The organism is Staphylococcus sp. HMSC067F07 (genome assembly GCF_001837405.1).
In the GTDB taxonomy this organism is placed as follows: domain Bacteria; phylum Bacillota; class Bacilli; order Staphylococcales; family Staphylococcaceae; genus Staphylococcus; species Staphylococcus capitis.
Genome location: NZ_KV832234.1, coordinates 7,471 through 34,470, shown reverse-complemented (window position 1 = coordinate 34,470; position 27,000 = coordinate 7,471). Strand labels below are relative to the sequence as shown.

The window sequence follows — 27,000 nt, the reverse complement described above, 5'->3', positions numbered from 1 at the left end:
TAATGAATGAATCGCTCATACGAATGAAGCAAAGCTTTTTGGAATATTTACTATTTCAATACCGTTTCAAATCACGCATTACCGTTTGGGTACTTAATTACTTAAAAGCAAATCATGACAAACTGAACCTTGTTCATTTCGTAAGTGGAAAAATTAAACAACATCATACTTTAGAAATTGCAGAAGTAAACGCACATGCTTCTGCAATTCAATTTACTAAAGACGATCAAACATACATTAACACGAACGAAATCTTTGAATATATCGCTAATAATACAATTCGTCTAGATATTCAAATACATTTTGCGGATAATCATAAGTATGAACCTCGCTACGACGATTTAATCTTGGCACAATTGATTCATTCACCAAGTTACTCCGCATACGTACAAGATTTATATGCGATTTCAATGAATCAAAGAAAGCAATCTTCTTTGATTGAAAATTTACAAGAAAATATTGATTTGAGTTTACAAATGAATGAACCAGAAAGATTTTATCAACTTACACAAATTTTAAATGCATTGAAAATGAAAGACGTTGATGCTATACACGAGGAAGAACAATGAGTGACTATAAATGGATATGGGAAATGACACTTTATAGGAAATGGGTGCTTATTTTCTTAATTATATGTAATGTGGCAGGAACGATTTACGGCTATGATTGGTATAGTGGACAACTATATATTACTCCACGTTATTTTAAACCATTTGTACCTGATAGCCCCACAGCATCACTTTTTCTAAGCTTATCTATCATGCTCATGTTGTTTAACAAACGTTCCGCAATTTTAAATGCTCTAGCCTTTGTAACTTTAATTAAGTATGGCGTGTGGGCAGTTATCATGAATATTCTTATGTTTGTTGAGCAGGGTGAAGTGACAATTAACGGTATTATGTTAATTGTATCCCACGGTATTATGGCCGTTGAAGCTATCTATTTTTATCCACGCTTTAAAGTAACAATGACTGGGTTCTTAGTCGCTTTAATATGGGTATTGATTAATGACATAATCGATTATGGTTTCGGTCAATTTCCTTATTATGACTTTATTGCTTCACATACATTTCAAATCGGAGTATTATCAGTATGTCTGAGTATAAGCGCCTTAATTTTATACTTAGTTTTACAACGTTTTATGAAAGTTAAAACATTTGATTAAACACTATTTTGTCAGTAAAATAATACTAGAGGAGAGTGAGTTTAATGTCTTTAATATCTATGATTATATATTTCGTAATATTAATGGTCATCCCTATGTGGGCTCAACATAAAGTTAAATCTAATTATGAAAAGTATTCACAAGTGAGATCCACTAGTGGTAAAACAGGTAGAGAAGTTGCTGAAGAAATACTACATGCAAATGGTATTTACGATGTTGATGTCGTTAAAGGTGACGGATTCTTAACAGACCACTATGACCCTAGTAAAAAAGTTGTTTGTTTATCTCCTGCAAACTACGATAGACCTTCAGTTGCTGGTACAGCAATTGCAGCCCATGAAGTTGGGCACGCAATTCAACACCAACAAGGTTATGCACCATTAAGATTTAGAAGTGCACTTGTACCACTTGCTAATATCGGTAGTTCTTTAAGTTACATGGTTATCATGTTAGGTATCGTGTTAACTGCTTTCGGAAGTGCATTTGGTTCAACTGCATTATGGATTGGTGCTGGATTAATGTCACTTGCAGTATTATTCTCAATCGTGACATTACCTGTTGAGTTTAATGCTAGTTCAAGAGCAATGAAGCAAATCACTGCTTTAAATATCGTAAATGAGAAAGAATACAAACACGCTAAGAAAGTGTTATCTGCAGCAGCAATGACTTATGTTGCTTCAACAGCAGTAGCATTAGCTGAACTTGCACGTATCATTTTACTTGCAAGATCAAGCGAATAATTAAATAAATACTTTTTATAAACCTGGTTAAGATTACATGTAGATGTAATACTTACCAGGTTTTTTATTTTCAACATAAATCTACAGTTTCTATTATTGCACTTGAAATGCATCAACTAACAAATTGTAATATACTATATGAGAAACGCATTAAAGGAGAATACCATAAAATGAAATCGATGGAACAAATGCAAAAAGAAGTTGACGAATATATTGGTCAATTCAAAGCAGGCTACTTCTCACCACTAGCAAATCTCGCTAGAATGACTGAAGAAGTAGGAGAGTTAGCAAGAGAAATTAATCATCATTATGGTGAAAAGAAGAAAAAAGATTCTGAAGCTGACAATACCATCAAAGCTGAATTAGGAGATAACTTATTTGTATTATTATGTATCGCTAATTCACTAGATATAGATATGACTGAAAGTTTTAATGAAACGATGGAGAAATTTAATACACGAGATAAAGATCGTTTCGAAAGAAAATAATATATAGAAAGGATGGGCACAGATGAAAATCGGTATTACTTGTTACCCGTCCATGGGCGGCTCTGGAATCATTGCAACAGAGCTTGGTATAAAGATGGCTGAACGCGGACACGACGTTCATTTTATTACCTCGAATATTCCTTTTAGAATACGTAAACCTTTACCGAATATTACTTTCCATCAAGTTGAAGTGAATCAATATGCAGTATTTCAATATCCGCCATATGATATCACATTAAGTACTAAAATATCTGACGTCATTAAAGAATACGATTTAGACGTTTTACATATGCATTACGCCGTACCACACGCGGTTTGTGGCATTTTAGCAAAGCAAATGTCCGGCAAAGATGTAAAGATCATGACTACACTTCACGGCACAGATATTACAGTGCTTGGTTATGATCATTCGCTTAAGAATGCTATTAAATTTGGTATCGAACAGAGTGACATTGTTACCAGTGTGAGTCATTCTCTTGCACAACAAACATATGAAATTATTGATACAAATAAAGAAATTGTACCTATTTATAATTTTGTTCGTGAAAATGAATTCCCAACACGACATAATGAAGAGTTAAAGGATTGCTACGGCATATTACCTGAAGAGAAGGTACTCATTCATGTATCAAACTTCCGAAGAGTAAAACGTATTGATACAATCATTGAAACATTCGCCAAAGTACATGAACGAATTCCTAGTAAACTAATATTACTTGGAGACGGTCCAGAATTACTAGATATGCGCCAAAAAGCTCGCGAACTCAATGTAGAAGAGCATGTACTATTTTTAGGTAAACAAAATGATGTAAGTGCATTTTATCAACTATCAGATCTCGTGCTACTTTTAAGTGAAAAAGAAAGTTTTGGTTTAACTTTATTAGAGGCAATGAAGACGGGTGTATTACCAATTGGTACAAATGCTGGAGGTATCAAAGAGGTAATTAAGCATGAAGAGACGGGCTTTATAGTAAATATTGGTGACAGTGAACAAGCAGCGCAATATGCGATTCAGCTCTTAGAAAATCCCAATTTATATAAACAAATGCAATCAAAAATGCTTGAAGATATTCGTGATCGCTTTGCTTCAGAATTGATTACTGATCAGTATGAACATTATTATAAAAAAATGTTAGAACAAGGTGAAAATTAAGATGAGTAACGAGTTATTTGAACGTGCCAAACCAATATTAGATCATATTCAGCATCATGGATTTGAAGCATACTTCGTTGGGGGTTCAGTTCGTGATTATCTCATGGGACGAGACATCCATGATATTGATATTACTACCAGTGCAACGCCTAATGAAATTGAAGATATTTTTGAGAAGACCATTCCAATAGGTAAGGAACATGGTACTATCAATGTCGTTTATCATCATGAAAATTATGAAGTAACAACATTTCGTGCTGAAGAAGATTATGTGGATCATCGTAGACCGAGCGAAGTGCACTTCGTACGTGATTTATACCAAGACGTACAACGTCGAGATTTCACTGTAAATGCCATTGCAATGGATTCTAATTATAAAACCTATGATTATTTTGAGGGTGAACGCGATTTAAAAGAACGGCTGATTCGTACAGTAGGTGAACCTCGTGAACGATTTGAAGAGGATGCGTTACGTATCATTCGAGGACTACGTTTTCAAGCTCAACTCGATTTTAAGATTGTAGACAATACATTTGATGCGATGCGCAAGCAGATTGCTGATATTCAATACCTATCTATAGAACGCATTGTTGTTGAACTAAAGAAACTCATTAAGGGTATCAATGTTGCTCAAAGTTTTAATCAAATGAAGGAGATAGATGCCTTTAAGCACATTCCATTCTTTAATTCATTTAATATGCAACGCGTTCATATCGATGAACCATTAGAATTTGAAATGTGGATTGCTATCATGCTAGCTCAGCAACCGATGACTGATACACTTAAATTACTAAAGATAAGCAATAACGAAAAATCTAATATTCACACCTTAGCGAATTTAATTAAAACATTACCACAGGTACAATCTAAGCAGGATTTAATTATTGTGATTTATGATAATGACATAAAAAATATTAAAAATGTATTAGCTACTAAGGAAACAATCAAGAAAAACAATCTTAACACACCTAATCCTTTAATCTTAAATGAACGTTCTATTGAAGAAGTTTATAACCAGCTACCTATCCATCATCGAAAGGAAATGGCTATCAATGGTAGTGATATTATCCAACACCTTAATACGAAATCAGGACCGTGGTTAAAAGATGTGTTAAGACAAATAGAAGTGGCAATTATCACACAACAAATTAAGAATACTAAAGTTGAAATACTAGAATGGGTGGATGCGAATGTCAAAGTATAGTCAAGACGTAGTAAGAATGTTATATGAGAATCAACCAAATTACATCTCAGGGCAATTTATAGCTGATCAACTTAATATATCACGAGCAGGCGTTAAAAAAATTATCGATCAATTAAAAAACGATGGTTGTGACATCGAATCCGTCAATCATAAAGGTCATCAGCTCAATGCACTCCCCGATCAATGGTACAGTGGCATTGTTCAACCCATCGTAAAAGATTTTGATTCAATTGATCAGATAGAAGTTTATAACTCAGTTGATTCAACACAAACTAAAGCTAAAAAAGCATTAGTAGGCAACAAATCATCATTTTTAATTTTAAGTGATGAACAAACAGAAGGACGAGGACGCTTTAATCGCAATTGGAGTTCATCTAAGGGTAAAGGTCTGTGGATGTCTCTAGTATTAAGACCAAATGTTCCATTTGCAATGATTCCCAAATACAATTTATTTATCGCATTGGGAATTAGGGATGCCATTCAACAATTCTCTAATGATCGTGTAGCAATTAAATGGCCTAATGATATTTACATTGGGAAAAAGAAAATTTGTGGTTTTTTAACTGAAATGGTAGCTAATTATGATGCTATAGAAGCAATTATATGTGGTATAGGTATTAATATGAATCATGTTGAGGACGACTTTAATGATGAAATACGTCAGATTGCAACAAGTATGAGGTTGCATGCTGATGATAAAATAAATCGTTATGATTTTCTAAAAATACTACTCTATGAGATTAATAAACGTTATAAACAATTCTTAGAGCAACCATTTGAGACGATTCGAGAAGAATATATTGCAGCAACAAATATGTGGAATCGTCAATTAAGATTTACCGAGAATGGTCACCAATTTATAGGTGAGGCATTTGATATCGACCAAGATGGTTTCTTACTTGTGAAAGATGACGAAGGGAATTTACATCGACTAATGAGTGCAGATATAGATTTATAAACACTGAAGACAAGGAGAGAGGGCGTTATGGGAATTGCAACCTATGCAGTTGTTGATTTAGAAACAACTGGTAATCAACTAGATTATGATGAAATTATTCAAATAGGCATTACTTTCGTACGCAATCATAAAATTATTGATACTTATCATTCAATGATTCGCACTGATTTAGAAATTCCTCCATTTATTCAAGCTTTGACATCTATTGAAGAGGACATGCTCGCTCAAGCACCTTATTTCAATGAAGTTGCTGAGGATATTTACGACCAAATTAAAGATTGCATTTTCGTGGCACATAATATTTCTTTTGATCTTAATTTCATTAAAAATGCTTTCAATAACTGTGACATTCAATTCAAACCTAAGAAAGTGATGGATACACTTGAATTGTTTAAAATCGCGTTCCCAACAGATAAAAGTTACCAGTTAAGCGAGCTCGCTCAAGCACATGATATACCCTTAGACAAAGCACATCGTGCCGATGAAGACGCTACAACGACTGCAAAGTTAATGATTAAGGCCTTCAAAAAGTTTGAAAGTTTACCTTTAGATACGCAAAAGCAACTTTATTATTTAAGTAAAAATCTTAAATATGATTTATACAATATCCTTTTCGAAATGGTAAGAACAAATCAATCGAAACCATTGGATGACCAATTTGGTCAATTCGAACAAATCATATATCGTAAACAAGTAGATTTAAAAGGTCCACAAACAAAGTTTGAAGGTTCTCTTAAAACACTTTATAAAAAAGCTACGAAAGCTCTAAATATGACTTATCGTCCTCAACAACTTTATCTTTCAGAAATTATTCTTGATCAACTGATGCATAGTGATAAAGCAATGATTGAAGCGCCTCTAGGAAGTGGTAAGTCCCTTGCATATTTACTTGCAGCACTCATGTACAATATTGAGACTGGGCGACACGTGATGATATCTACAAATACTAAAATACTGCAGAGTCAGTTACTTGAAAAAGATATTCCTGCATTAAACGAGGCATTAAAATTTAAAATCAACGCATCTCTGATCAAAAGTAAAAATGATTACATTTCACTTGGTTTGATTAGTCAAATCTTAAAAGATGATACTAATAACTATGAAGTTAGCATTCTAAAAATGCAATTATTAATTTGGATTACAGAAACAACTACAGGTGATATCCAAGAATTAAACTTAAAAGGCGGACAGAAAATGTATTTCGATCAAAAGATTGAAACTTACGTTCCTGTACGTCATGACATCCATTACTACAATTTTATAAAACGTAACGCTCAAAATATTCAAATCGGTATTACGAATCACGCACATTTAATTCATTCGGATGCAGAAAATTCAATATATCAATTATTCGACGATTGTATCATTGATGAAGCACACCGATTACCAGATTATGCCCTAAATCAAGTTACTAATGAATTGAACTATTCTGATATTAAATATCAATTAGGCTTAATCGGTAGAAACGAAAATGAAAAACTACTTAAAGCTATAGACAAATTAGAACAGCAACGTATTCTTGAGAAATTAGATATAGCACCTATTGATGTATTCGGACTTAAATCAAACATCAATGACATCCACGAATTGAATGAGCGTTTATTTACAACGATTTATGAAATTATTCAGTCATCTGAAGTCTATGACGATGAAGTTCATAAGTATCATTATGTTTACCAATTTGAGACTGATAATATATTAAAAGATTTACACGCTCTCATTGATAAACTAAATAAAACGTTGGAAATTTTTAATGGCATTAGACATAAAACAATTAAATCAATTCGTAAACAGTTACTTTATCTCAACGATAGATTTAAACAAATAGAGCAAAGTTTAAAAGATAATCATACAAGTTATATTTCAATCAAAAATCTAACTCAAAAGTCTACAATTCGTTTGCTTGTTAAAGACTTTGCAGTAAAAGATATTTTAACAACTCAAGTTCTTGATAAATTTAATTCGCTCACTTTTATTTCCGGTACGTTAACTTTCAATCATTCATTTGATAACTTTAAGAATTGGTTTAACGATCATACCAAATTTAATACATTTGAAGTATCAACATCGATGAAAGCCTCTAAAAATACGAGCGTTTTTATTCCTACTGATGTAGCTTCTTATAATTATAAGAATATTGAAGACTACGTGGCATCAATTGTGGATTATCTTGTCGAATATGTCACTATGACTCAATCAAAATGTCTCGTCTTATTTACAAGTTACAAGATGATGCATATGGTTCAAGATATGTTAAACGAATTACCACCATTTGAGGACTACGTGATACTCACTCAACAACAGAATCAAAATTATAAAATTGTTCAACAATTTAATAACTTTGAAAAATCTATCTTGTTAGGTACATCAACATTCTTTGAAGGCTTCGACTTTCAAGCTGATGGTATTAAGTGTGTCATGATAGCTAAGCTACCATTTATGAATAAACACAATACGAAATATTGGCTTATGGACACTGAATTTACGTCAACGTTCAAAGATTACGTCCTTCCAGACGCTGTCACTCGCTTTAGACAAGGATTAGGTCGTTTGATACGTAATGAGGATGATAAAGGGCTTATAGTGTCGTTCGATGATCGCTTAGTCAATAGTAATTTTAAGAATTTCTTTGCTCAAACCTTGGAAAATTATCGCCAGAAAAAAGGGGATATTCAACAATTCAATAAATTACTAGGGCACATTCAGAAATCAATTAAAAAAGGAAAATAGAGTTTAATTTGACGTAGCGAAGTCATTTTCAAGAAAGCAATCACAGAAGTCAACATGTAGAAGTTAATAGAAGATTTTGTTAAAATAAATAAGTATTAAAAAGAATAGAAAAATAGGAGTTTGGTTATGAAGACTACGATTAAACAGGCGAAACAACATCTAAACCAAGAAGTAACGATTGGTGCTTGGTTAACAAATAAACGTTCTAGTGGTAAAATCGCGTTCTTACAATTACGTGATGGTACTGGATTTATGCAAGGCGTGGTAGTGAAATCAGAAGTTGATGAAGAGACCTTCCAATTATCTAAAGAGATTACTCAAGAATCTTCATTATATGTAACAGGAACAATCACTGAAGATAATCGTTCTGATTTAGGCTATGAAATGCAAGTAAAATCAATTGAAGTCATTCATGAAGCGCATGATTACCCAATCACACCTAAGAATCACGGCACTGAATTCTTAATGGATCACCGTCATTTATGGTTACGTTCTAAGAAACAACATGCCGTGATGAAAATTAGAAATGAAATTATTCGTGCAACATATGAATTCTTTAACGACAATGGCTTTACTAAAATTGATCCACCAATTTTAACTGCAAGTGCACCTGAAGGTACAAGCGAGTTATTCCATACTAAATACTTCGACCAAGATGCATTCTTATCTCAAAGTGGCCAATTATATATGGAAGCTGCAGCTATGGCACATGGTCGCGTATTTTCTTTCGGTCCAACGTTCCGTGCTGAAAAATCTAAAACACGTCGCCATTTAATTGAATTTTGGATGATTGAACCAGAAATGGCATTTACAAATCATGCTGAGAGTTTAGAGGTACAAGAACAATATGTCACTCACGTTGTACAATCAGTGCTTAAAAATTGTGAATTAGAACTTAAAGCACTTGACCGTGATACGACTAAATTAGAAAAAGTAGCAACACCATTCCCAAGAATTTCATATGATGATGCGATTGAATTCTTAAAAGAACAAGGCTTTGATGATATAGAGTGGGGCGAAGATTTCGGAGCACCTCATGAAACTGCAATCGCTAATCATTATGATTTACCAGTGTTTATAACTAATTACCCAACTAAAATTAAGCCGTTCTATATGCAACCTAACCCTGACAATGAAGATACAGTATTATGTGCTGATTTAATTGCACCAGAAGGCTATGGCGAAATCATCGGCGGTTCAGAGCGTATTAATGATTTAGATTTATTAGAACAACGTATTAAAGAACATGAATTAGATGAAGAAAGTTATAGTTATTATTTAGATCTTCGTCGTTATGGCAGTGTACCACATAGTGGTTTTGGTCTTGGTTTAGAAAGAACAGTTGCGTGGATTTCAGGAGTAGAACACGTGCGTGAAACTTCACCATTCCCACGTTTATTAAATCGTTTATACCCATAATAGAGGTGAAATAAGAACTTCATTTTCAAAATGATGCCAAAACGTCCAGTCAATTGATACGGCTGGGCGTTCATTTTAAATAGGAGGGGAAAACACTTGGATTTGTTTCAACTTAAAACACGTCCTGTCGTAATTCGAAGAGAATTATTAGATCATTATGCGGAATTAGGTATAGATGAACAAGATTTAGTGATTCTGATTAAATTGATTTACGCATCAGAAACATCTAATAAGCAGCCCTCTATAGAATTGCTTCAAAAAGGGTCTCATATGCAACCTCGTGAAATCACTGCCGTCATACAAAATTTAATACAACACGAATTATTAGAATTAAATGTGAGTAAAGACGAAGAAGGTAAATTCACTGAGTATATGAATTTAGATCCTTTTTATGAGAAATTAAGCCTAATACTAAAGAAACAAAATTTAAATAACCAAGAGCAAGATAGTAAAGAGCAATTTAAACAACTATTTCAATTGATGGAACAATCCTTTGGGAGACCACTTTCACCCTACGAAATAGAAACATTAAACCAATGGATAGATGTGGATCAACATGATTTATCCGTCATTCAAGCAGCATTAGACGAAGCACTGAGTCAAAACAAATTAAGTTTTAAATATATAGATCGCATACTGTTAAATTGGAAGAAGAACAATGTTAAAACAGTAGATGACTCCAAAAAAATAAGAGAACAATTTAATCAGAAGCAACCTAAAATGAAACATGTAGTCAAACAAGTTCCTAAATTTGATTGGTTAAATGGAGAGAAACCAGATGATAAGTAAAAAGAAAGCATTAGAAATGATAGATGTCATTGCGAATATGTTTCCAGACGCAGAGTGTGAATTAAAGCATGATAATGCATTCGAACTCACTATTGCTGTATTACTGTCAGCTCAATGTACGGATAATTTAGTCAACCGTGTGACACGTTCACTCTTTGAAAAGTATAAAACACCGGAAGATTACCTTAATGTTAGCGATGAAGAGCTTCAAAATGATATACGTTCAATAGGACTATATCGTAATAAAGCGAAAAATATAAAAAAATTATGTCGTTCATTACTCGATCAATTTGATGGACGTATACCAGAGACTCACAAAGAATTAGAAAGTTTAGCAGGTGTCGGACGAAAAACTGCAAATGTGGTGATGAGTGTAGCATTTGGAGAACCTTCTTTAGCTGTGGACACGCATGTTGAAAGAGTTTCTAAACGTCTAGGTATTAATCGATGGAAAGACAATGTTAGACAAGTTGAGGATCGTCTTTGTGATATCATCCCACGCGAAAGATGGAATAGAAGTCATCATCAACTTATTTTCTTTGGAAGATATCATTGTTTAGCTAGAAAACCTAAATGTGATATATGTCCTTTATTAGATGATTGTAGAGAAGGTCAGAAACGTTATAAAGCTAGTTTGAAGGAAGCGTGATTTATAGTGATTAAGAAAGATGATTTCGAACAATTAGAAACACTACTCGATAAGTTAGCGAGTCAGAAGAAGTTAAAATCTCAAGAGGCTAAACCTATTATTGATGATTATTTTGAGATGATACTTAATTACTTTAAACAAATTAATGAAATCAGTGAAATCAATTTTGATCACTTAAATGAGTATCCTGTAGTACCTATGAATTTTGATGAACGGTATCACTATATGATTGCTAGAAAATATCATTTTATGGGATATAGACAAATGAAAACGTTAAAAAGTGAGTTAATTAAAATGAATGCCTCTTATCAAATAAGGAAGAAGCGCAATCGTTAAGTAAGCCTATTTAAAAATTTAAGAGTCAAATTGTATTGTTATGAAAGGGAAGATGTTCCTCCAAACAATGCAATTTGACTCTTTTAATATATAAAAAGAGTCCCAATTTCAAAACATGAAATTGGGACCTTTGCTATATCAATTATGATGCTTTGTTATCAAATATAGCATTTAAGTTAAATAAACGAGTTAGTGCGTTACCAGAGCTACTTTGAGAAGAGCTACTGTTATTGCTAGAACTATTACCTGAGTTTGAAGATGAGCTATTGCCTGATGACGAATCACTATCTCCGTGAACACTACGGTTAGTAGTGTCGTTGTCTGGGTGACCTTTAACAGATAAGTTATCCGAATCACTACCATTAACATCATTAGGTTTCTTGAAGTCTTCACCATCTTTAGAAGAGATATCAGACATTACATCTTCGAATAAATGTTGTGGATATTCTTGCTCAGTATGTCCTACAAATGAGTTAGTACCGTATTGTTTAACTTTATTGAAGCCCATCCAAATTGACATTGAATATTGAGGGCTGAATCCGTTAATCCATACGTCTTTGGCTGCACTGTCTGGTAAGTTATATTTTTGATAAATTTCAGAACCATAAGTACCAGTACCAGTTTTAGCACCCATATTAACTCCTGAAACACCGTGTCCATAAGCTGAACCGTATGCTTTGAATGTGCCTTTCAAGATTTCAGCTAACATATAAGCTGTATAATCTTTCATCGCTTTGTGACTAGTATGATCATATTCAATAGTGTCACCATCATTAGTGACTACTTTTTGAATAGAGTGAGCATTGTTATAAGTACCACCATTAGCAATTGCAGCAAATGCTGAAGCTAATTGAGTAGGTGAGAATTCAGAAGATGAACCACCAAGTACTTCAGATGGACCTATTTTACTGTTGTAATCTAAGCCAACTTTAGAAGCGAATTTCTTAGGCGCATCGTTACCTGCTTGTTTCTTAACTTGTTGCCAAGTTTTAAGAGCAGGAATATTGAAACTTTGACGTAAAGCATCATAAGCAGAAACTTTACCATGACTTTTAGTGTCATAGTTTTTGAATTCTGAACCATCAACCCAATATGAAGATTCGTCTTGGATTGCGTGGTTAGTAGCCCATTGCATATTTTCAATAGCTGGACCATAAGCTAAGAATGGTTTTAATGATGAACCAGTAGGGTGAGCATCTGTAGCTTGGTTACGTTCTACGACATTTTTGTAGTCACGTCCGCCTGAAATAGCTACAAGACCACCAGTTTTACTATCTAAGATTGTAGCACCAACTTGTTGGTCATCATTTTTATAGTAGTTAGAACCACCATTATTAACACGATCTTGAAGCGTTTTTTGAACGTCTTTGTCCATGTTAGTGTAAATTTTAATACCACTTTGTAGGACGTTGCCTAAGTTCTTGTCTTTGAAGTATTTATTATTCATTAATTCTGATTCAACGAAGTTAACGTAAGAATCATACTCTGAATCATTATTATTAGCGTTCACTTGACGATCTTTCTTAGAGCGTTCTACTAAGTTCGCTTTTAGATCAAGTTTCTTAGCATCAGCATATTCTTTATCAGTAATTCTGTGATGTTTATGCATTAAATAGAGCACTGTGTCTTTACGGCTATTCGCTTCTTTAGGGTTATTGTAAATATTATATAAGTTAGGAACTTGTGGTAAACCTGCAAGATAAGCTTCTTCAGCTAAGTTTAAGTCCTTCAAGTCCTTGTTAAAGTAATATTTAGCTGCAGCTTTGACACCAGTAACACCATCAGAATAGTAAATTTTATTCAAGTAAACTTGGAATATTTCATCTTTACTATATTCTTGTTCAAGACGGTATGAAAGGTAAGCTTCTTGAGCTTTACGACCGATAGATTTTTGTTGTGTTAAGAATGAATCTTTAACAACTTGTTGTGTTAAAGTTGACGCACCCTGAGCACCAAATCCACCAGTTAAGTTCTTCCCAATAGCACCAAATAAGCGTTTATAGTCTAGCGCACCGTGATGATAGAATCGATTATCCTCTGTTGCTAAAACGGCATATTTCATGTGTTTTGGTACGTCTTTAATGTTGACGTGTTCATGACGTTGACCGTTATCTAACGTTTTAACTAGATCCCCATTCTTATCATAAATCTTGGCCGGAATTGGGTCTTCTAGTTTCGACTCAGTAAATGCTGGCGCTTTCCATGCATAGTAAGCAAACAACAAGATACCAAGTAACAACAGAACGAAAAAGGCGATAATCATAAAGCCGATTATCTTGATAATCGTTCTCTTAACATTCCTATTCTTTTGTTCGTCGGACTTCCCACCATTTTTACTATTATTTTTTTTAGGATGGGAAGACCCTTTATTTTCCGTCATACGCGGTCCTCACTTTCATCTAATATCAACTTATCAACTGCCTTGAGGTAATTCAATCTTGGTTGATATTGATAAGGAATATGGTAACCATTTTTCCGAATTTCTTCAACTGTAATCGATTTTTTGATTTCTTGAGTATATCTTTCCCAGAAAAATTCAAACTTAGAATATGGCAATATATAGACTTCATCAAGTGTTTTGAAACGTATCATAAGAAAAACAATTCCCTTTTGAAGATATGTATTTTTCATATGTTCAACTTGATGTGCATGTATATTATTAAGGGGAAAAGAAGTTTTATTCTTCGTTTCCTTTGCCTCGAAATCGATATAATACCCATTATAAACGCCGTTATAATCGGTAGTTGAAGGTGTACGAAAATAAGCTTCATTAATCACAGCCTTACTACGTTTAGGATAGTGAACATTGACTATCTGAACGGGAGTAGGCTTCTTGTGAATGACTGCTATGCCACTTTTTAAATAGAACGTATTGGATTGTTCTATATCTTTTTCAAGCGACATTCCGCGTCCACCATATTCAATGTTACTTGAAAAGGGTGAAGGCTTTCGTCCGTCCGAAGACTTATTTTTTGAGTATGGCTTACCATTAGGATAATTCATAATATTCACCACACAAGTTTGATGAGAAAACTTTAGATATGTAAATGAAAAAACTCAATCAAACTCTAGTATTTGAATGTATATGTTATTTAACAAACATACATCATTCATTATTTTAACGTGATTAGCCTATTCTGTCACGATTTCTTTCATAAATGAAAGATAAACGTAATCTATAATTTATTATTTATTAAAATTATAGTTATTTAAACGAGACTTAAATGATAAAAGTAACATAAATCTTTCAAAACAAATTCGCCGATAACAAAATCTTTATAAATCCAATCATGTCTAATCAATGAAAGAATGATACTTTGCATGACTTAAGCTTTCTTATTGTGTTAAATTAACTTTGTAGGAGGCATCCTAATGCGAAAACTAATAGAACAACTTATCTCGGATATTGATGAAATGAATCATCGTTTTGAAAGAGTAAAATCTTCAGAAGTTGATTATGACTTTTATAAGGTAGTAAAACCTTATGCACATTCGATTGATTCAAAACTTAATGAATTAAACAATTATTATCAACAAATCATTAATACGCCGTATATGACACCATTAAAATTTAATTTACTTATATCAAACATTCAATCGCTATCTGTCGAATGTCATTTTAAACGTACGAGTAGAAAGCTTTTCACAGAAAAAATAAAAAGCGTACAGTATGATTTAAAAAATATTTTAACGTATCATGTTTAATGAGGGAGAATATGGTTAAAACTGTATATGTTACTGGATACAAATCTTTTGAATTAAATATATTCAAAGATGATGCACCAGAAGTTTCATATTTAAAGAAGTTTATATCTCATAAATTAGAACAATTATTAGATGAAGGTCTAGAATGGGTGCTGATTCAAGGTCAAATGGGTATTGAGTTATGGACAGCTGAGGTTGTTTTAGACTTAAAGAAAGATTATCCAGAATTAAAGTTAGGGATTATCACACCTTTCTTAGGTCATACGCATCGTTGGAATGAACAGAACCAAGCTAAATACGCTTCAATCGCTCAACAAGCAGATTTTACGGAGAGTATTCATCATACTGATTATCAAGGGCCTTTTCAGTTTAAACAAGCAGATCAATTCATGCTAGATCATACCGACTATACCATTCTAATTTATGATGAAGAACAAGAGGCAAGCCCTAAATTCTTCAAGACTATGTTAGTTGAATTTATGGATAAAACAAACTATACTTGTGATATTGTGACGTTTGATGAACTCACTGACTTCATCAACGACTTGCAGTGGTCTCAAGATCAAAGTTTCGAATGAGGTGGATAAAAGATGTCAGATGTTTCATTAAAATTATCAGCAAAAGATATTTATGAGAAAGATTTCGAAAAAACTATGGCTCGTGGCTATAGAAGAGAAGAAGTAGACGCTTTTTTAGACGATATTATTACAGATTATCAAAAAATGGCGGACATGAATAATGAAGTTGTTAAGCTATCAGAAGAAAATAATAAATTAAAAAAAGAACTTGAAGAGTTAAGACTTCGCGTTGCTACAACAAGACCACAGGAAAATAAAAACTTTTCTTCTAATAATGGCAACAACTCATCAAACAATGTAGATATTTTAAAACGTATTTCTAATTTAGAAAAAGCAGTTTTCGGTAAGTAATAAAAATTTTTGTTACTTATTCACATGAAATTGTGTTATAATCGCAAAAGTGATATTTCGGGTAATCGCTATAGCAATATAGAGGAAAGTCCATGCTCACACAGTCTGAGATGATTGTAGTGTTCGTGCTTGATGAAACAATAAATCAAGGCATTAATTTGACGGCAACGAAATAACCTAAGTCACATGATATGGTTAGAATAGTTTGAAAGTGCCACAGTGACGTAGCTTTTATAGAAATATAAAAGGTGGAACGCGGTAAACCCCTCGAGTGAGCAATCCAAATTTGGTAGGAGCACTTGTTTAGCGGAATTCAACGTATAAACGAGACGACTTTCACACGAGCGTGAAAGTATGTAGACAGATGGTTACCACCGACGTACCAGTGTAACTAGTACACGTGATGAGTACAACGGTACAGAACATGGCTTACAGAAATATTACGACTAGTTTAGCTCTCCCTTATATATGGAGAGCTTTTTTATTGTTTATATTTATGGGCGCAAATGCTCTCATGAAAGCTATTTGTTTAATCATTTTCAAAAAATAAAAATGAGTTTATCCTTATATTAAAAAAAGATGATGAATTTGGTAAAATAAACACAATACAAATAAAGGAGCAATGAAATGTTTCAATTATTAGCAGTCTGTCCAATGGGACTGGAAGCAGTCGTGGCTAAAGAAATACAAGAACTTGGTTATGAAACACAGGTTGAAAATGGGCGCATCTTCTTTGAAGGTGATGAAGCAGCCATCGTTAAATGCAACTTATGGTTACGTACAGCTGACCGCATTAAGATAGTAATGGGGCGCTTTGATGCTAAAACATTTGATGATTTATTCGAACAAACAAAAGCTTTACCGTGGGAAACAATTATCGATAAAGAAGGTAATTTCCCCGTTCAAGGTCGAAGCGTAAAATCTACATTGCACAGTGTACCTGATTGCCAAGCAATTACTAAAAAAGCCATCGTCGAGAGACTTAAAAAGGCATACGATGAAAAAGGTTGGTTAAATGAGACTGGTGCAAAATATCCTGTAGAAGTTGCAATACACAAAGATAATGTTTTATTAACTATTGATACATCAGGTTCAGGATTAAACAAACGTGGTTATCGTCTAGCACAAGGGGAAGCACCAATCAAGGAAACATTAGCTGCTAGTTTAATTCGTTTAGCAAATTGGAAAGGTGATTCTCCACTAATTGATCCATTCTGTGGTTCTGGTACGATTGCGATTGAAGCATGTTTAATTGCACAAAACATTGCCCCTGGATTTAATAGAGATTTCGTATCTGAAGAATGGAATATCATGCCTCCAAATATTTATGATGAATTGCGTGATGAAGCAGATAGAATGGCAGATTATGATAAAGAAATTGAAGTTTACGCATCTGATATTGACCCTGAAATGGTAGAAATTGCTAAACGTAATGCTGAAGAAGTTGGACTGGGCGATATTATTCAATTTAATGTTAAAGACGTTAATACTTTAACTATTGATTCAGAAGGACCAGTAGCATTAGTAGGAAATCCGCCATATGGTGAACGTATAGGTGATCGCGAAGAAGTAGAAGAAATGTATCGCTATATTGGTTCACTAATGAAGCAACATCCTTATTTATCAACATATATTTTAACCAGTAATAAAGAATTTGAGTATTTAGTTAACCGTAAAGCAACTAAACGTCGTAAATTATTCAATGGTTATATCGAATGTACGTATTATCAATATTGGGGTAAAAAACCCGATTTTAAAAATTAAGGTTTACTTTTTATTATTTCCGTGTAATAGTAGTAACCTAAATATTCAATTCATTCGCACTCTTATCTCGACTATAGTACAGTTGAATAGGAGTGTTTTAATTTTAAAAATACTAAAAAATAAAATATTGAAGATGTTTAGAAAGGGGATTATAAATATGAAAACAGTATTAATCATCGGAGCTAACGGTAGAGTGTCTATCGAAGCAACTAAAATTTTCCTTGAAAACTCTAGTTTTAATGTAGATTTATTCTTAAGAAATGCGCACCGTATCCCTGACTATGCTTCTAACCGTGTAACAGTATATGAAGGCGATGCAAAAAACTTAGAAGATCTTGAGAAAGCATTAGATGAAGTTGATGTAGTCTTTGCAAGTTTATCTGGATCACTTGATAGACAAGCTAAGACAATTGTTGAAGCTATGGCTAATAAGAATGTTAAACATTTAATATTTGTGGCAGCACCTGGTATCTATAATGAATTACCTGAACAATTTAACGAATGGAATAAAGAACAATTTGGAGATAAATTAAATCTATATCGCAAAGCATCGGACATTATTGAAAATTCAAATTTAGATTATACTATCATCCGTCCAGGTTGGTTAACTGATAAAAATGAAAATGTTTTTGAAGTTACTACTAAAGATGAGACATTCAAAGGTACAGAAGTTTCACGTAAAAGTGTTGCTTCATTAGCTGTTCAAATCGCTAAAAATCCAGAGCTACATTCTAAAGAAAATATTGGTGTTAATAAACCTGGAACAGAAGGCGATAAACCTGCATGGTTTGATTAATAAATATGCCATTTTAACATAGGTTTTACTTTGTCTATGTGATAAAATTTAAAATATCATAACTTTTGAAAATTAGGGTTTGTCTTCTAGACTAACCTAATTTTTTTAATTTTTTTGAAGTTGATATACATAAATTCCTTACACTTTTTATAATAATCAGAGTAAAAACCTCTATCACATATCGATGGAGCTAAAGGGGATACAAAACACATGGATAACACTGAACAATTAGATATTTTATATAAGTTGAAAAAGGAAGTTGAGAAATCGAACAACTATGCTTTAGTTAACACTATTAACCAAGTAATAAAAAAAGTATATCTTAATCAATTTACCGCTTCTTTCGTTGGTCACTTTTCAGCTGGGAAATCAACGCTAATTAATCTATTACTTGAACAAAATATCTTACCTAGCTCACCAGTACCTACAACAAGTAATACTGCAGTCGTGTCAGTCGCTGAAGAACCAGGAATCATCGCGAATTTACCTCACCAACAATACACTAAATTAAAAACTTATGATGATGTGAAACAAATGAATCGTCAAAATGTGGATGTTGAATCAGTAGAAATTAACTTCCCATCAAATAAATTCAACAACGGTTTCACACTACAAGATACACCTGGCGTAGACTCAAATGTTGCCACACACCAGTCTAGTACTGAACAATTTATGTATACGAGCAACATTCTCTTCTATACTGTAGATTATAATCACGTACAATCTGCATTAAACTTTAAATTCATGCGACGTATTAATGAAGTAGGTATTCCTATCGTGTTTGTCATTAATCAAATCGATAAACATAATGAGGATGAAATATCATTTGATACATTTAAATCACGCGTGGAGAAATCAATTAAAGATTGGGATATTGAATTAACAGATACTTATTATGTATCTAAATTTGAGCATCCAGAGAACCAAATTAATGAATTATCTAATTACCTCGTTTATATGGACAATCAACGAGAATCTGTCGAAGATTACGTGAATCGTACTATCGATTTTATTACTGAAGCACAACTTGCTTATATCCAAAATGAAATCCAAGACATCCTCGATACACTTGATATCGAAGAGGAAGACTTTGAGCAAGCTTACATGAAGTTCCAACAAAATCAAGAAGTAAGCGAAGAAGCTCAACTATTAAACGACTCTGATAAATTACTCAATTATTTAAAGCAGAAACGTAAAGATATTTTAGATAACGCTTATATCATGACACATGATATGCGAGAACAGTTAAGATCTTATCTTGAAAGTAAATCTGAAGACTTCAAAGTAGGCGGGCTTTTCAATAAGAAAAAGAAAAAAGAAGAAGAACAGGAACAACGACTGAATCAAGCTACTGACGCGTTACAAGATAAAGTGAACCAACAAATACGTCAGCCACTTCGAGAAGACATGTCATTCTTAACACGCTTTATAAATGACAGTGAAGTTAATAATCAAATCCTAAACCAAGATTACCTTATAAAGCCATCATTAATTTCTGATTTATATCAACCTCAGACAAGTATTAGCAACACGTATGTTCTTACATTTTCAGATGAAGTAGTGAAAGCTTTAAATAAACATATTGAACATGAATCAAACCCTATCTTCAAAGATGCTGTGAATCACGCTCAAGCAAGCGAGTTAACAACAGAAGATAATGAGGATAAACAAGAATATGAAAAATTCATTGAGTTGAAAAATTTAAGAGAATCGTTAACTACTCATAATTATCAACATTATTATATCCATTTAGATGATTCACTGGATAAATTAATCGGAAGAACTGAAGCAAATTTCGAACTTAAAGAAGAAAATTCAACGGCTTACCACCACAAACATGAACAGGTCAACCATGATGAAGCAGAAACAGCAAATCAAGTTGATATTCAGAATGCACTTCAAGTAGTCGAAGATGTCCCTCTATTTGATCGTACGAAAAAGGACATCAAAGACACAATGCATCGCCTCAATAATCAAATCACTAAAATTGGTGTATTCGGAACTTTCAGTGCAGGAAAAAGTAGTTTAATCAATGCTTTATTAGGCGGTCAATATTTAGTAAGTTCACCAAATCCTACAACAGCAGCGACAACTGAATTATCATACGGTGAAGAAAGCCAAATCACCTTAAAATCATCTGAGCAATTACTAGATGAAGTCAACAATGTTCTTGAATATTACAATGCGTCATATGATTCATTAGAATCATTTATTAACAGTGATTTGAAGAAACTTAAGACACAACTTGAAAAGAATCAACTCGCATTTATTGATGCCATTGAGAAACATTATGATATGTATCTAGACATGTTAAATGAGGGAGAAGTGCATACCGTCTCTCAAGAAGACGTTAAAAAATGGAGTGCAGAAGATGAATACGCTACATTCGTTAAGACCGTGCATCTTAACCTTCCACTTGAATGGTTAAAAGGTAAAATTATCGTCGATTCATTAGGTCTTCACTCTAATAATCAACGACACACTAACGAAACTGAGCAGATTCTTACTTCTTCAGATTTAATCCTCTACGTAAGTTATTTTAATCATTCATTCACGGATAACGATAAAGCTTTTATCGAGCACATGAAAGCGATGAATCAATTAAATGAGAATCAAGCATTCAAGATGGTTATTAATGCAGTAGATTTAGCTGAAAATGAAGACGACCTCAACACAGTGCGTGATTATGTTGCAGATGCACTTGGACAAGTTAACCTTCATTCTGAGATATTTAGCGTTTCTAGTCGTAAAAGCTTAAAAGAGGGCGATCAAGGTATAGATCAATTGCGCGATAGCATTCAGCGATTTGCTGATGTCGAATCTAAAACCATTTTAGAACAACAGATGGTTCATCAAATTCAACAAATGAATGATTCCTATAAAGAAATGATTGAAGAGTTCCATAATAATAAGGAACAAATACAAGCTAGACAAGAAAAATTATTAAACATTAAAGACCAAGATAGACTTAATAGCCAATTGATCAATACTACATCGCAACATACTAATAACGAAGTTGATGAACAAATCTATCATTTAAACAATAGACTCAATCTTCAATTATTAGACGAAGTGAAATCAGTGTATAACAGTCAAATGACTCAAAATAGTGATTTTAATGAAGAGAAAAAGATTTCTACTAAAACTTATCTTGATCAAATTCATCAACGATTATATTTAGAACAATCATTAATTACTGAAAGAATCAAAAAGTATTTTAATTCTCAATTAGAAGAGCAAATTGCACCAATTATCAAGAAGTTAAATCACATACACGTACTAGTTAAAGCTCAATTTGATGTAGAACCTGATGTAAAGGAAACACCATTTTTAAAAATAGATTTAAATGATATGATTGCAGCCTTACCGAAGCAATTAACAAAACGTAAAATACTAAATCCTAATTCACAACGTGATATCCAAGAACAAATTGCAAATGTAACATTAGAATTGTTACAAGATGGTTTGAGTGAATTAAAACAAGAACTGAACGACTATGTGCAGCAGATGTCACGTCAAGCTGAGACGCAATTCAAACAACTAGAGCAACAAATTCAAGAACAAATTGATGAATTACTATCATTCAAATTAGATGATACGCTCATCCAACAGCTGGAAACTAAATCTAAACAACTTGATGAAATCATTTAAGAAGAAAGAAGGACACTATCATGACAAATAGAGTATTACTCGTGGACGGAATGGCTCTACTATTTAGACATTTTTATGCAACGAGTCTACACAATCAATTTATGTATAACTCTAAAGGTATTCCTACAAATGGCGTTCAAGGCTTTGTAAGACATATCTTCAGTGCTATTAAAGAAATTAATCCTACACATGTTGCAGTATGTTGGGATATGGGGCAACAAACCTTTCGCAACGAAATGTTTGAAGGGTATAAACAAAATCGGCCAGAACCACCAGCAGAACTTATACCACAATTTGGTTACGTTAAAGAAATCTCACAACAATTTGGATTTGTAAACATTGGTGTAACTAATTATGAAGCTGATGATGTGATTGGGAGCCTCGCTCACAGTTATTCTGATAACAATGAAGTTTTTATCATTACAGGAGATAGAGATATTCTCCAATGTATAAATGAGAATGTAGAAGTTTGGCTTACTAAAAAAGGATTTACTATTTATAATCGCTATACTCTAGATCGATTTAAAGACGAATACGGATTAGAACCCAAACAATTAATAGATGTTAAAGCATTCATGGGAGATACGGCAGATGGTTATCCTGGAGTAAAAGGTATCGGCGAGAAAACAGCTATCAAATTAATTCAAAATCATCATAGCGTTGAAAACGTAATCCGAAATATATCTACATTGACACCAGCGCAGCAAAAGAAAATTAACGATAACATTAACAATTTACATTTATCAAAATCATTAGCTGAAATTCACACTCAAGTGCCACTTGAATCAGAACAGCTCTTTAATGAAATGGCATACGCACATGAACTAAATGAAATACTTTCAATTTGTAACGAACATGAGTTGTATGTTTCAGGAAAATATCTAGCAAGCAACTTTTAACCATTAAACCAAATGGACTTATCGAAATTAATTCGTAAAGCCATTTGGTTTATTTTATACCCATCATCTACGCAACATAAAATTTATTTTATATAAATATTGTGAATTAATTTCACTTTCTTTATATAAAGTGATATTATTGTTTAGAACAAATAAAATATTGTTCGAAACTCTATTGTGATAGATGAGTGAGCATGCCGCATTCAAATTATGATTTTATAATCCGACATTAGCTCTAAATTTTATTAAACTCATTTTGAATGGTATTCTTTTCATTTTAAATATCGTCATTATGGTCAATTTTAAGCACACGATATATTAAATCACATCAAACAACAAAGACATAACATCTAGAATAGGAGTGAACAATAGCTTTGAATAATCGAGATAAATTACAGAAATTTAGTATCAGAAAATATGCCATTGGAACATTTTCGACTGTAATCGCAACCCTGGTATTTATAGGTTTTAATACAGGTCAAGCTCAAGCAAATGAATCAGATCAACCTGCTACAATAGTTAAAAAAACTGCACTAAATGGAGGTGAAGAAGACTCCACTGCAAAACAACAAACTAACTCTAAAATTGACCAAAATAAAAATGATGTCTATACAGTACCTGAAAACGAGACTGAACTTTTATCAAATGTACAAACATCTAATAGTAATAGTGATGAAATTAAAGAGAGCACGGGAGAAAATACTAAGAACTCACCATCTAACTATCCTAATGATAAAAACAGTCTTAAGATAAAAACACACGCTGTAAAATCTTTAACAGGTGATAAAGAAAAACAAAAAGATAATTTAAAAGAAAAATCAATTATCAATAAACAATCTACTAAAGAAGATTCAAATAATAAAAAAGTTGAAGATACTAACAAACCAAAACTTGTTCAACCGCCTTTAGATAAGACTAGACTACAAGCTTTATATGATGCGTCATACCATGATTACAGAATGATAGATACTGATAAAGCTAATACAATTGAATATAATAAAGTTAAAGCTACTTTTGACAAAATTAATGATTTTCTTGGTAATAGTGAAAATTCTGAATCAAAACAGCTTGATTTGATGTACCAACAATTAGAACAAGCGATTGAATTAGCTCGTACGCTGCCAATGCGTACAACTAAAATAAATAAAAACAACCGTTCTACTAGAAGCGTTAATAAAGATCGGGCTAGTAGAAAATCTAATTCAGCTTATTTAGATGCATGGACTGAATATTATGTATCAAGTGATGATGATGGTTCCGGATATCCAATAGGAACATTTTTACACGCTTCTAATAAAGGGGCGCCTTATCAATTACCATCAACACCCTATAACACATTACATGCATCAGATGTAAAAGGTATCGCTTATATAACTACTAAAAGGGTTAAAGATGGTTACGAGTGGGATATATTATTTAACAAAGGACACTCAAATCATGAGAATATGATTTATTGGTTTGGAATCCCACGTGATCAAACACCGGTAGGTCAAGTGACATTTTCTATCATAAACAAAAATGGAACAAGCTCAGCATATGGTGGTGTGGGCTCAGGTTCAGGCGCACCTTTACCTAAATTTTGGCAAACTGCTGAAGGCATTGATCCCGCTGTAGCTAGATATTTTAGACATGGTTCCGCTCATGGTTATCCATTTTATAATACGCCTACCGTTCAAATAAATAACTTTTGGGATTTTGCTCGAGGTAGCAACGAATATGATCGTAATTCTTATTTCAATCGAAATGGTGCATCATCTACAGCGCGTTATTATGGTGACGAAAACTTTGCTTTCTTAAATGGTGAGAGACCTGAACTAGGACAAGGTTTAGATTCAATATATAGCTTTATTGGTAAAGGAGATGTAAGTTATAGAATTTCCTTTAAAACTAGTGGTCTTCCAACAGAACGTCTTTATTATGCAGCAGGTGGTCGTGCACTAGAATTTAGACAATTATTTAATTACAACCAATTATATGTTGAACCGATGAAAGAATATCAAAATCGTATTCAATCTTTCGTAGAAGTTAAAAATCGTACTATGCATTTAGGTAATACTAAGTATGTATATGATCCATCTATAGGTAAAAATACCGATCGAGCTATATTGGACTCTGATGGAGATCATACTATTGATTATGCCGACGATCCTTTAAGTTATGTAAAACATATAAGTAGATCTATCTTTGGTTTTATGCGATATAATGATGCTTACGACCAAGTCCGCATTTTCGGTGCAGATGAATTAAATCCAGTTGAAATCGAGAGTACATTCTCAAAGAATAATCTGGAGGAAGCTGCTCGCACAGGAAATCCAATTAAGCTAATGATTGGATTTAACGCGCGAGATCGTCACCATAACCCAGAAACTCTAGTTCCAGTAAATTTGTATGTTAAACCAGCTCTTAAACAAAAGATTTCTTATTGGCATAACAATGAAGGACAAAGTATTGAAAGTTATTCAGAATCTAAAAAAGCTGGTCATCCAGTATATGAAATTATGGCTGGAGATATGCATAATAATTCGCCTAAACAGCAAGATATACGTGTTCAACTAACGAGTAATGAACCTATTAGAGATAATACTTGGTCGGTATATGGATACCCAAATACATTGAGATTAGAAGAATCTAAAGGTCAAACTAATAATGCCAACGAGAAAAACTTCTCTTTAGTCGGAACATTAGCACCTGGAGATTATTTTATTACAGTAAGTTTAGGAGATAGAGAAGAACAATTCGAAGTACGTGCTAAACCTAATCCTCCGATAATTGAAACAACTGAAATGCAACTTAGAGGAAAAGCAGGTCAAAAGCCAGAAATTATAGTTACTAATGTGCCACACGAAACTAATGCTAAAGTTTTACTTGTTGTTGGAGGACAAAACGGTTCAACTGATCCTTTCTCAGATCCTTATACTAAACCTGAGAACTATACAGTGATAGCAAGTGCAGATGCTACACCTACTGGAACGGTTACTTTTACAGCTAGTGATTATGTACAGGGTCTTCCAAGAGCCGCTGAATTAAAAGCTATCACTTATTTTAACGAGAATGTTCAATCTAACTTTAGTAATATCATTACTCTATCTGGTGATAGCACACCTCCATCATTTGGTGAGCCTGTAGGATTAAACGCAAAATATTATAGAGATAATCATGTCTCATTCTCTATACCTGTAACTGAAAATCACGGAGGTTCTGGACTTAATCAAATACGTGTAGAAGGATTACCATCTGGATGGACTCAGACCTTTGTTAAAAATTCTAATAACGAAACTGGTACTTTAACAGTTTCAGGTACTATCAGTCGTAGTCAAGCTCTAAATAGTGTTATTTCCCTTAGATTAACAGCTACAGATAATGATAATAACCAACAAACTAAAACTATCAATGTAAATGTTGGGAGCTTAGCGACTGACTATCCACTTACTCCTTTGTCTGCTGGTAATAGAATTCTTGTAGTAAATCCTACTAATTTTACTACACAAGAAAAAAATCAAGGTAAAGATAAAGTACAAAGACTAAATACTAACAAATCGACTTACTTAGCAAGCTCTAATCCTTTAGTTCCTCAAGATAACGGTAACATTCTTGTAAATTATAAAGATGGGTCTCAAGGGACAGT

At 33.1% G+C, this 27,000-nt stretch carries 22 protein-coding genes and 1 other RNA gene; 21 read left to right on the top strand and 2 right to left on the bottom strand.

From position 1 onward, the window contains the following. Positions 1–2: 2 nt before the first annotated feature. The 12 genes from HMPREF2706_RS03415 to HMPREF2706_RS03360 all read left to right on the top strand — a co-directional run bounded on the left by HMPREF2706_RS03415 (position 3) and on the right by HMPREF2706_RS03360 (position 11,631). Positions 3–569, top strand: coding sequence for a YpiB family protein (locus HMPREF2706_RS03415; RefSeq protein WP_037549175.1), 567 nt, complete (start codon positions 3–5; stop codon positions 567–569). Continuing rightward, positions 566–1,165, top strand: coding sequence for a DUF1405 domain-containing protein (locus HMPREF2706_RS03410; protein ID WP_049307528.1), 600 nt, complete (start codon positions 566–568; stop codon positions 1,163–1,165). The genes HMPREF2706_RS03415 and HMPREF2706_RS03410 overlap by 4 nt, the downstream gene beginning before the upstream one ends. A gap of 44 nt (positions 1,166–1,209) precedes the next feature. Next, entirely contained in the window at positions 1,210–1,905 is a 696-nt protein-coding gene (locus HMPREF2706_RS03405) for a zinc metallopeptidase (RefSeq protein WP_002433625.1), read from the top strand. A 170-nt stretch (positions 1,906–2,075) separates the two neighbouring features. Continuing rightward, positions 2,076–2,393, top strand: a complete 318-nt coding sequence (locus tag HMPREF2706_RS03400) for a nucleotide pyrophosphohydrolase (protein ID WP_002453277.1) — start codon at positions 2,076–2,078, stop codon at positions 2,391–2,393. A 22-nt stretch (positions 2,394–2,415) separates the two neighbouring features. Beyond that, entirely contained in the window at positions 2,416–3,546 is a 1,131-nt protein-coding gene (bshA, locus tag HMPREF2706_RS03395) for an N-acetyl-alpha-D-glucosaminyl L-malate synthase BshA (protein WP_023350248.1), read from the top strand. 1 nt (position 3,547) lies between these two features. Next, a complete protein-coding gene (locus HMPREF2706_RS03390) occupies positions 3,548–4,750 on the top strand; it encodes a CCA tRNA nucleotidyltransferase (RefSeq protein WP_049428692.1) in 1,203 nt (400 codons plus the stop codon). Then, the gene (locus HMPREF2706_RS03385) at positions 4,737–5,708 is read left to right on the top strand and encodes a biotin--[acetyl-CoA-carboxylase] ligase (protein WP_049428691.1); all 972 of its coding nucleotides are present in this window, start codon (positions 4,737–4,739) and stop codon (positions 5,706–5,708) included. The genes HMPREF2706_RS03390 and HMPREF2706_RS03385 overlap by 14 nt, the downstream gene beginning before the upstream one ends. Before the next feature lie 27 nt (positions 5,709–5,735). Continuing rightward, positions 5,736–8,438, top strand: coding sequence for a helicase C-terminal domain-containing protein (locus HMPREF2706_RS03380; protein ID WP_049428689.1), 2,703 nt, complete (start codon positions 5,736–5,738; stop codon positions 8,436–8,438). A gap of 126 nt (positions 8,439–8,564) precedes the next feature. Next, positions 8,565–9,857 (top strand): asparagine--tRNA ligase, encoded by a 1,293-nt coding sequence (gene asnS / locus HMPREF2706_RS03375; protein ID WP_049428687.1) that lies wholly within the window; start codon positions 8,565–8,567, stop codon positions 9,855–9,857. A 96-nt stretch (positions 9,858–9,953) separates the two neighbouring features. After that, complete coding sequence (locus HMPREF2706_RS03370; protein WP_002433943.1) at positions 9,954–10,646, top strand: DnaD domain-containing protein; 693 nt, start codon at positions 9,954–9,956, stop codon at positions 10,644–10,646. After that, positions 10,636–11,295, top strand: a complete 660-nt coding sequence (gene nth / locus HMPREF2706_RS03365) for an endonuclease III (RefSeq protein WP_002433690.1) — start codon at positions 10,636–10,638, stop codon at positions 11,293–11,295. The genes HMPREF2706_RS03370 and nth overlap by 11 nt, the downstream gene beginning before the upstream one ends. 6 nt (positions 11,296–11,301) lie before the next feature. Then, the gene (locus tag HMPREF2706_RS03360) at positions 11,302–11,631 is read left to right on the top strand and encodes a YpoC family protein (protein ID WP_049428685.1); all 330 of its coding nucleotides are present in this window, start codon (positions 11,302–11,304) and stop codon (positions 11,629–11,631) included. Positions 11,632–11,773: 142 nt separating this feature from the next. Here HMPREF2706_RS03360 and HMPREF2706_RS03355 read toward each other — a convergent pair whose 3' ends face one another. Beyond that, positions 11,774–14,011 carry a transglycosylase domain-containing protein gene (locus HMPREF2706_RS03355; protein WP_070862192.1) on the bottom strand — a complete coding sequence of 746 codons (2,238 nt, stop codon included), beginning with the start codon at positions 14,009–14,011 and terminating at the stop codon, positions 11,774–11,776. Beyond that, positions 14,008–14,634, bottom strand: coding sequence for a Holliday junction resolvase RecU (gene recU / locus HMPREF2706_RS03350; RefSeq protein WP_002433974.1), 627 nt, complete (start codon positions 14,632–14,634; stop codon positions 14,008–14,010). The genes HMPREF2706_RS03355 and recU overlap by 4 nt, the downstream gene beginning before the upstream one ends. Before the next feature lie 369 nt (positions 14,635–15,003). On the opposite strand from recU, the gene HMPREF2706_RS03345 reads away from it, so the two are divergent. The 9 genes from HMPREF2706_RS03345 to ebh form a co-directional block, all read left to right on the top strand. Then, positions 15,004–15,336: a DUF1798 family protein gene (locus HMPREF2706_RS03345; protein WP_002433589.1), complete on the top strand. Its 333-nt coding sequence runs from the start codon at positions 15,004–15,006 to the stop codon at positions 15,334–15,336. Positions 15,337–15,347: 11 nt separating this feature from the next. After that, positions 15,348–15,914 carry an SLOG family protein gene (locus tag HMPREF2706_RS03340; protein WP_002433797.1) on the top strand — a complete coding sequence of 189 codons (567 nt, stop codon included), beginning with the start codon at positions 15,348–15,350 and terminating at the stop codon, positions 15,912–15,914. A gap of 12 nt (positions 15,915–15,926) precedes the next feature. Continuing rightward, positions 15,927–16,265, top strand: coding sequence for a cell division regulator GpsB (gene gpsB, locus HMPREF2706_RS03335; protein ID WP_023350258.1), 339 nt, complete (start codon positions 15,927–15,929; stop codon positions 16,263–16,265). A gap of 53 nt (positions 16,266–16,318) precedes the next feature. Next, an RNA gene (rnpB, locus tag HMPREF2706_RS03330) (RNase P RNA component class B) lies at positions 16,319–16,702 on the top strand. Positions 16,703–16,892: 190 nt separating this feature from the next. After that, a complete protein-coding gene (locus tag HMPREF2706_RS03325) occupies positions 16,893–18,029 on the top strand; it encodes a THUMP domain-containing class I SAM-dependent RNA methyltransferase (RefSeq protein WP_037549159.1) in 1,137 nt (378 codons plus the stop codon). Positions 18,030–18,186: 157 nt separating this feature from the next. Next, a complete protein-coding gene (locus HMPREF2706_RS03320) occupies positions 18,187–18,825 on the top strand; it encodes an SDR family oxidoreductase (protein ID WP_049428679.1) in 639 nt (212 codons plus the stop codon). Positions 18,826–19,035: 210 nt separating this feature from the next. Continuing rightward, on the top strand, positions 19,036–22,476 hold the full coding sequence (locus tag HMPREF2706_RS03315) for a dynamin family protein (protein ID WP_049428677.1): 3,441 nt from the start codon (positions 19,036–19,038) through the stop codon (positions 22,474–22,476). 20 nt (positions 22,477–22,496) lie between these two features. Continuing rightward, a complete protein-coding gene (locus HMPREF2706_RS03310) occupies positions 22,497–23,375 on the top strand; it encodes a 5'-3' exonuclease (protein WP_070862191.1) in 879 nt (292 codons plus the stop codon). Between the two features lie 374 nt (positions 23,376–23,749). After that, positions 23,750–27,000, top strand: a 3,251-nt coding sequence (gene ebh, locus HMPREF2706_RS03305; RefSeq protein WP_070862190.1) for a hyperosmolarity resistance protein Ebh, incomplete at its 3' end; no start/stop codon positions are given.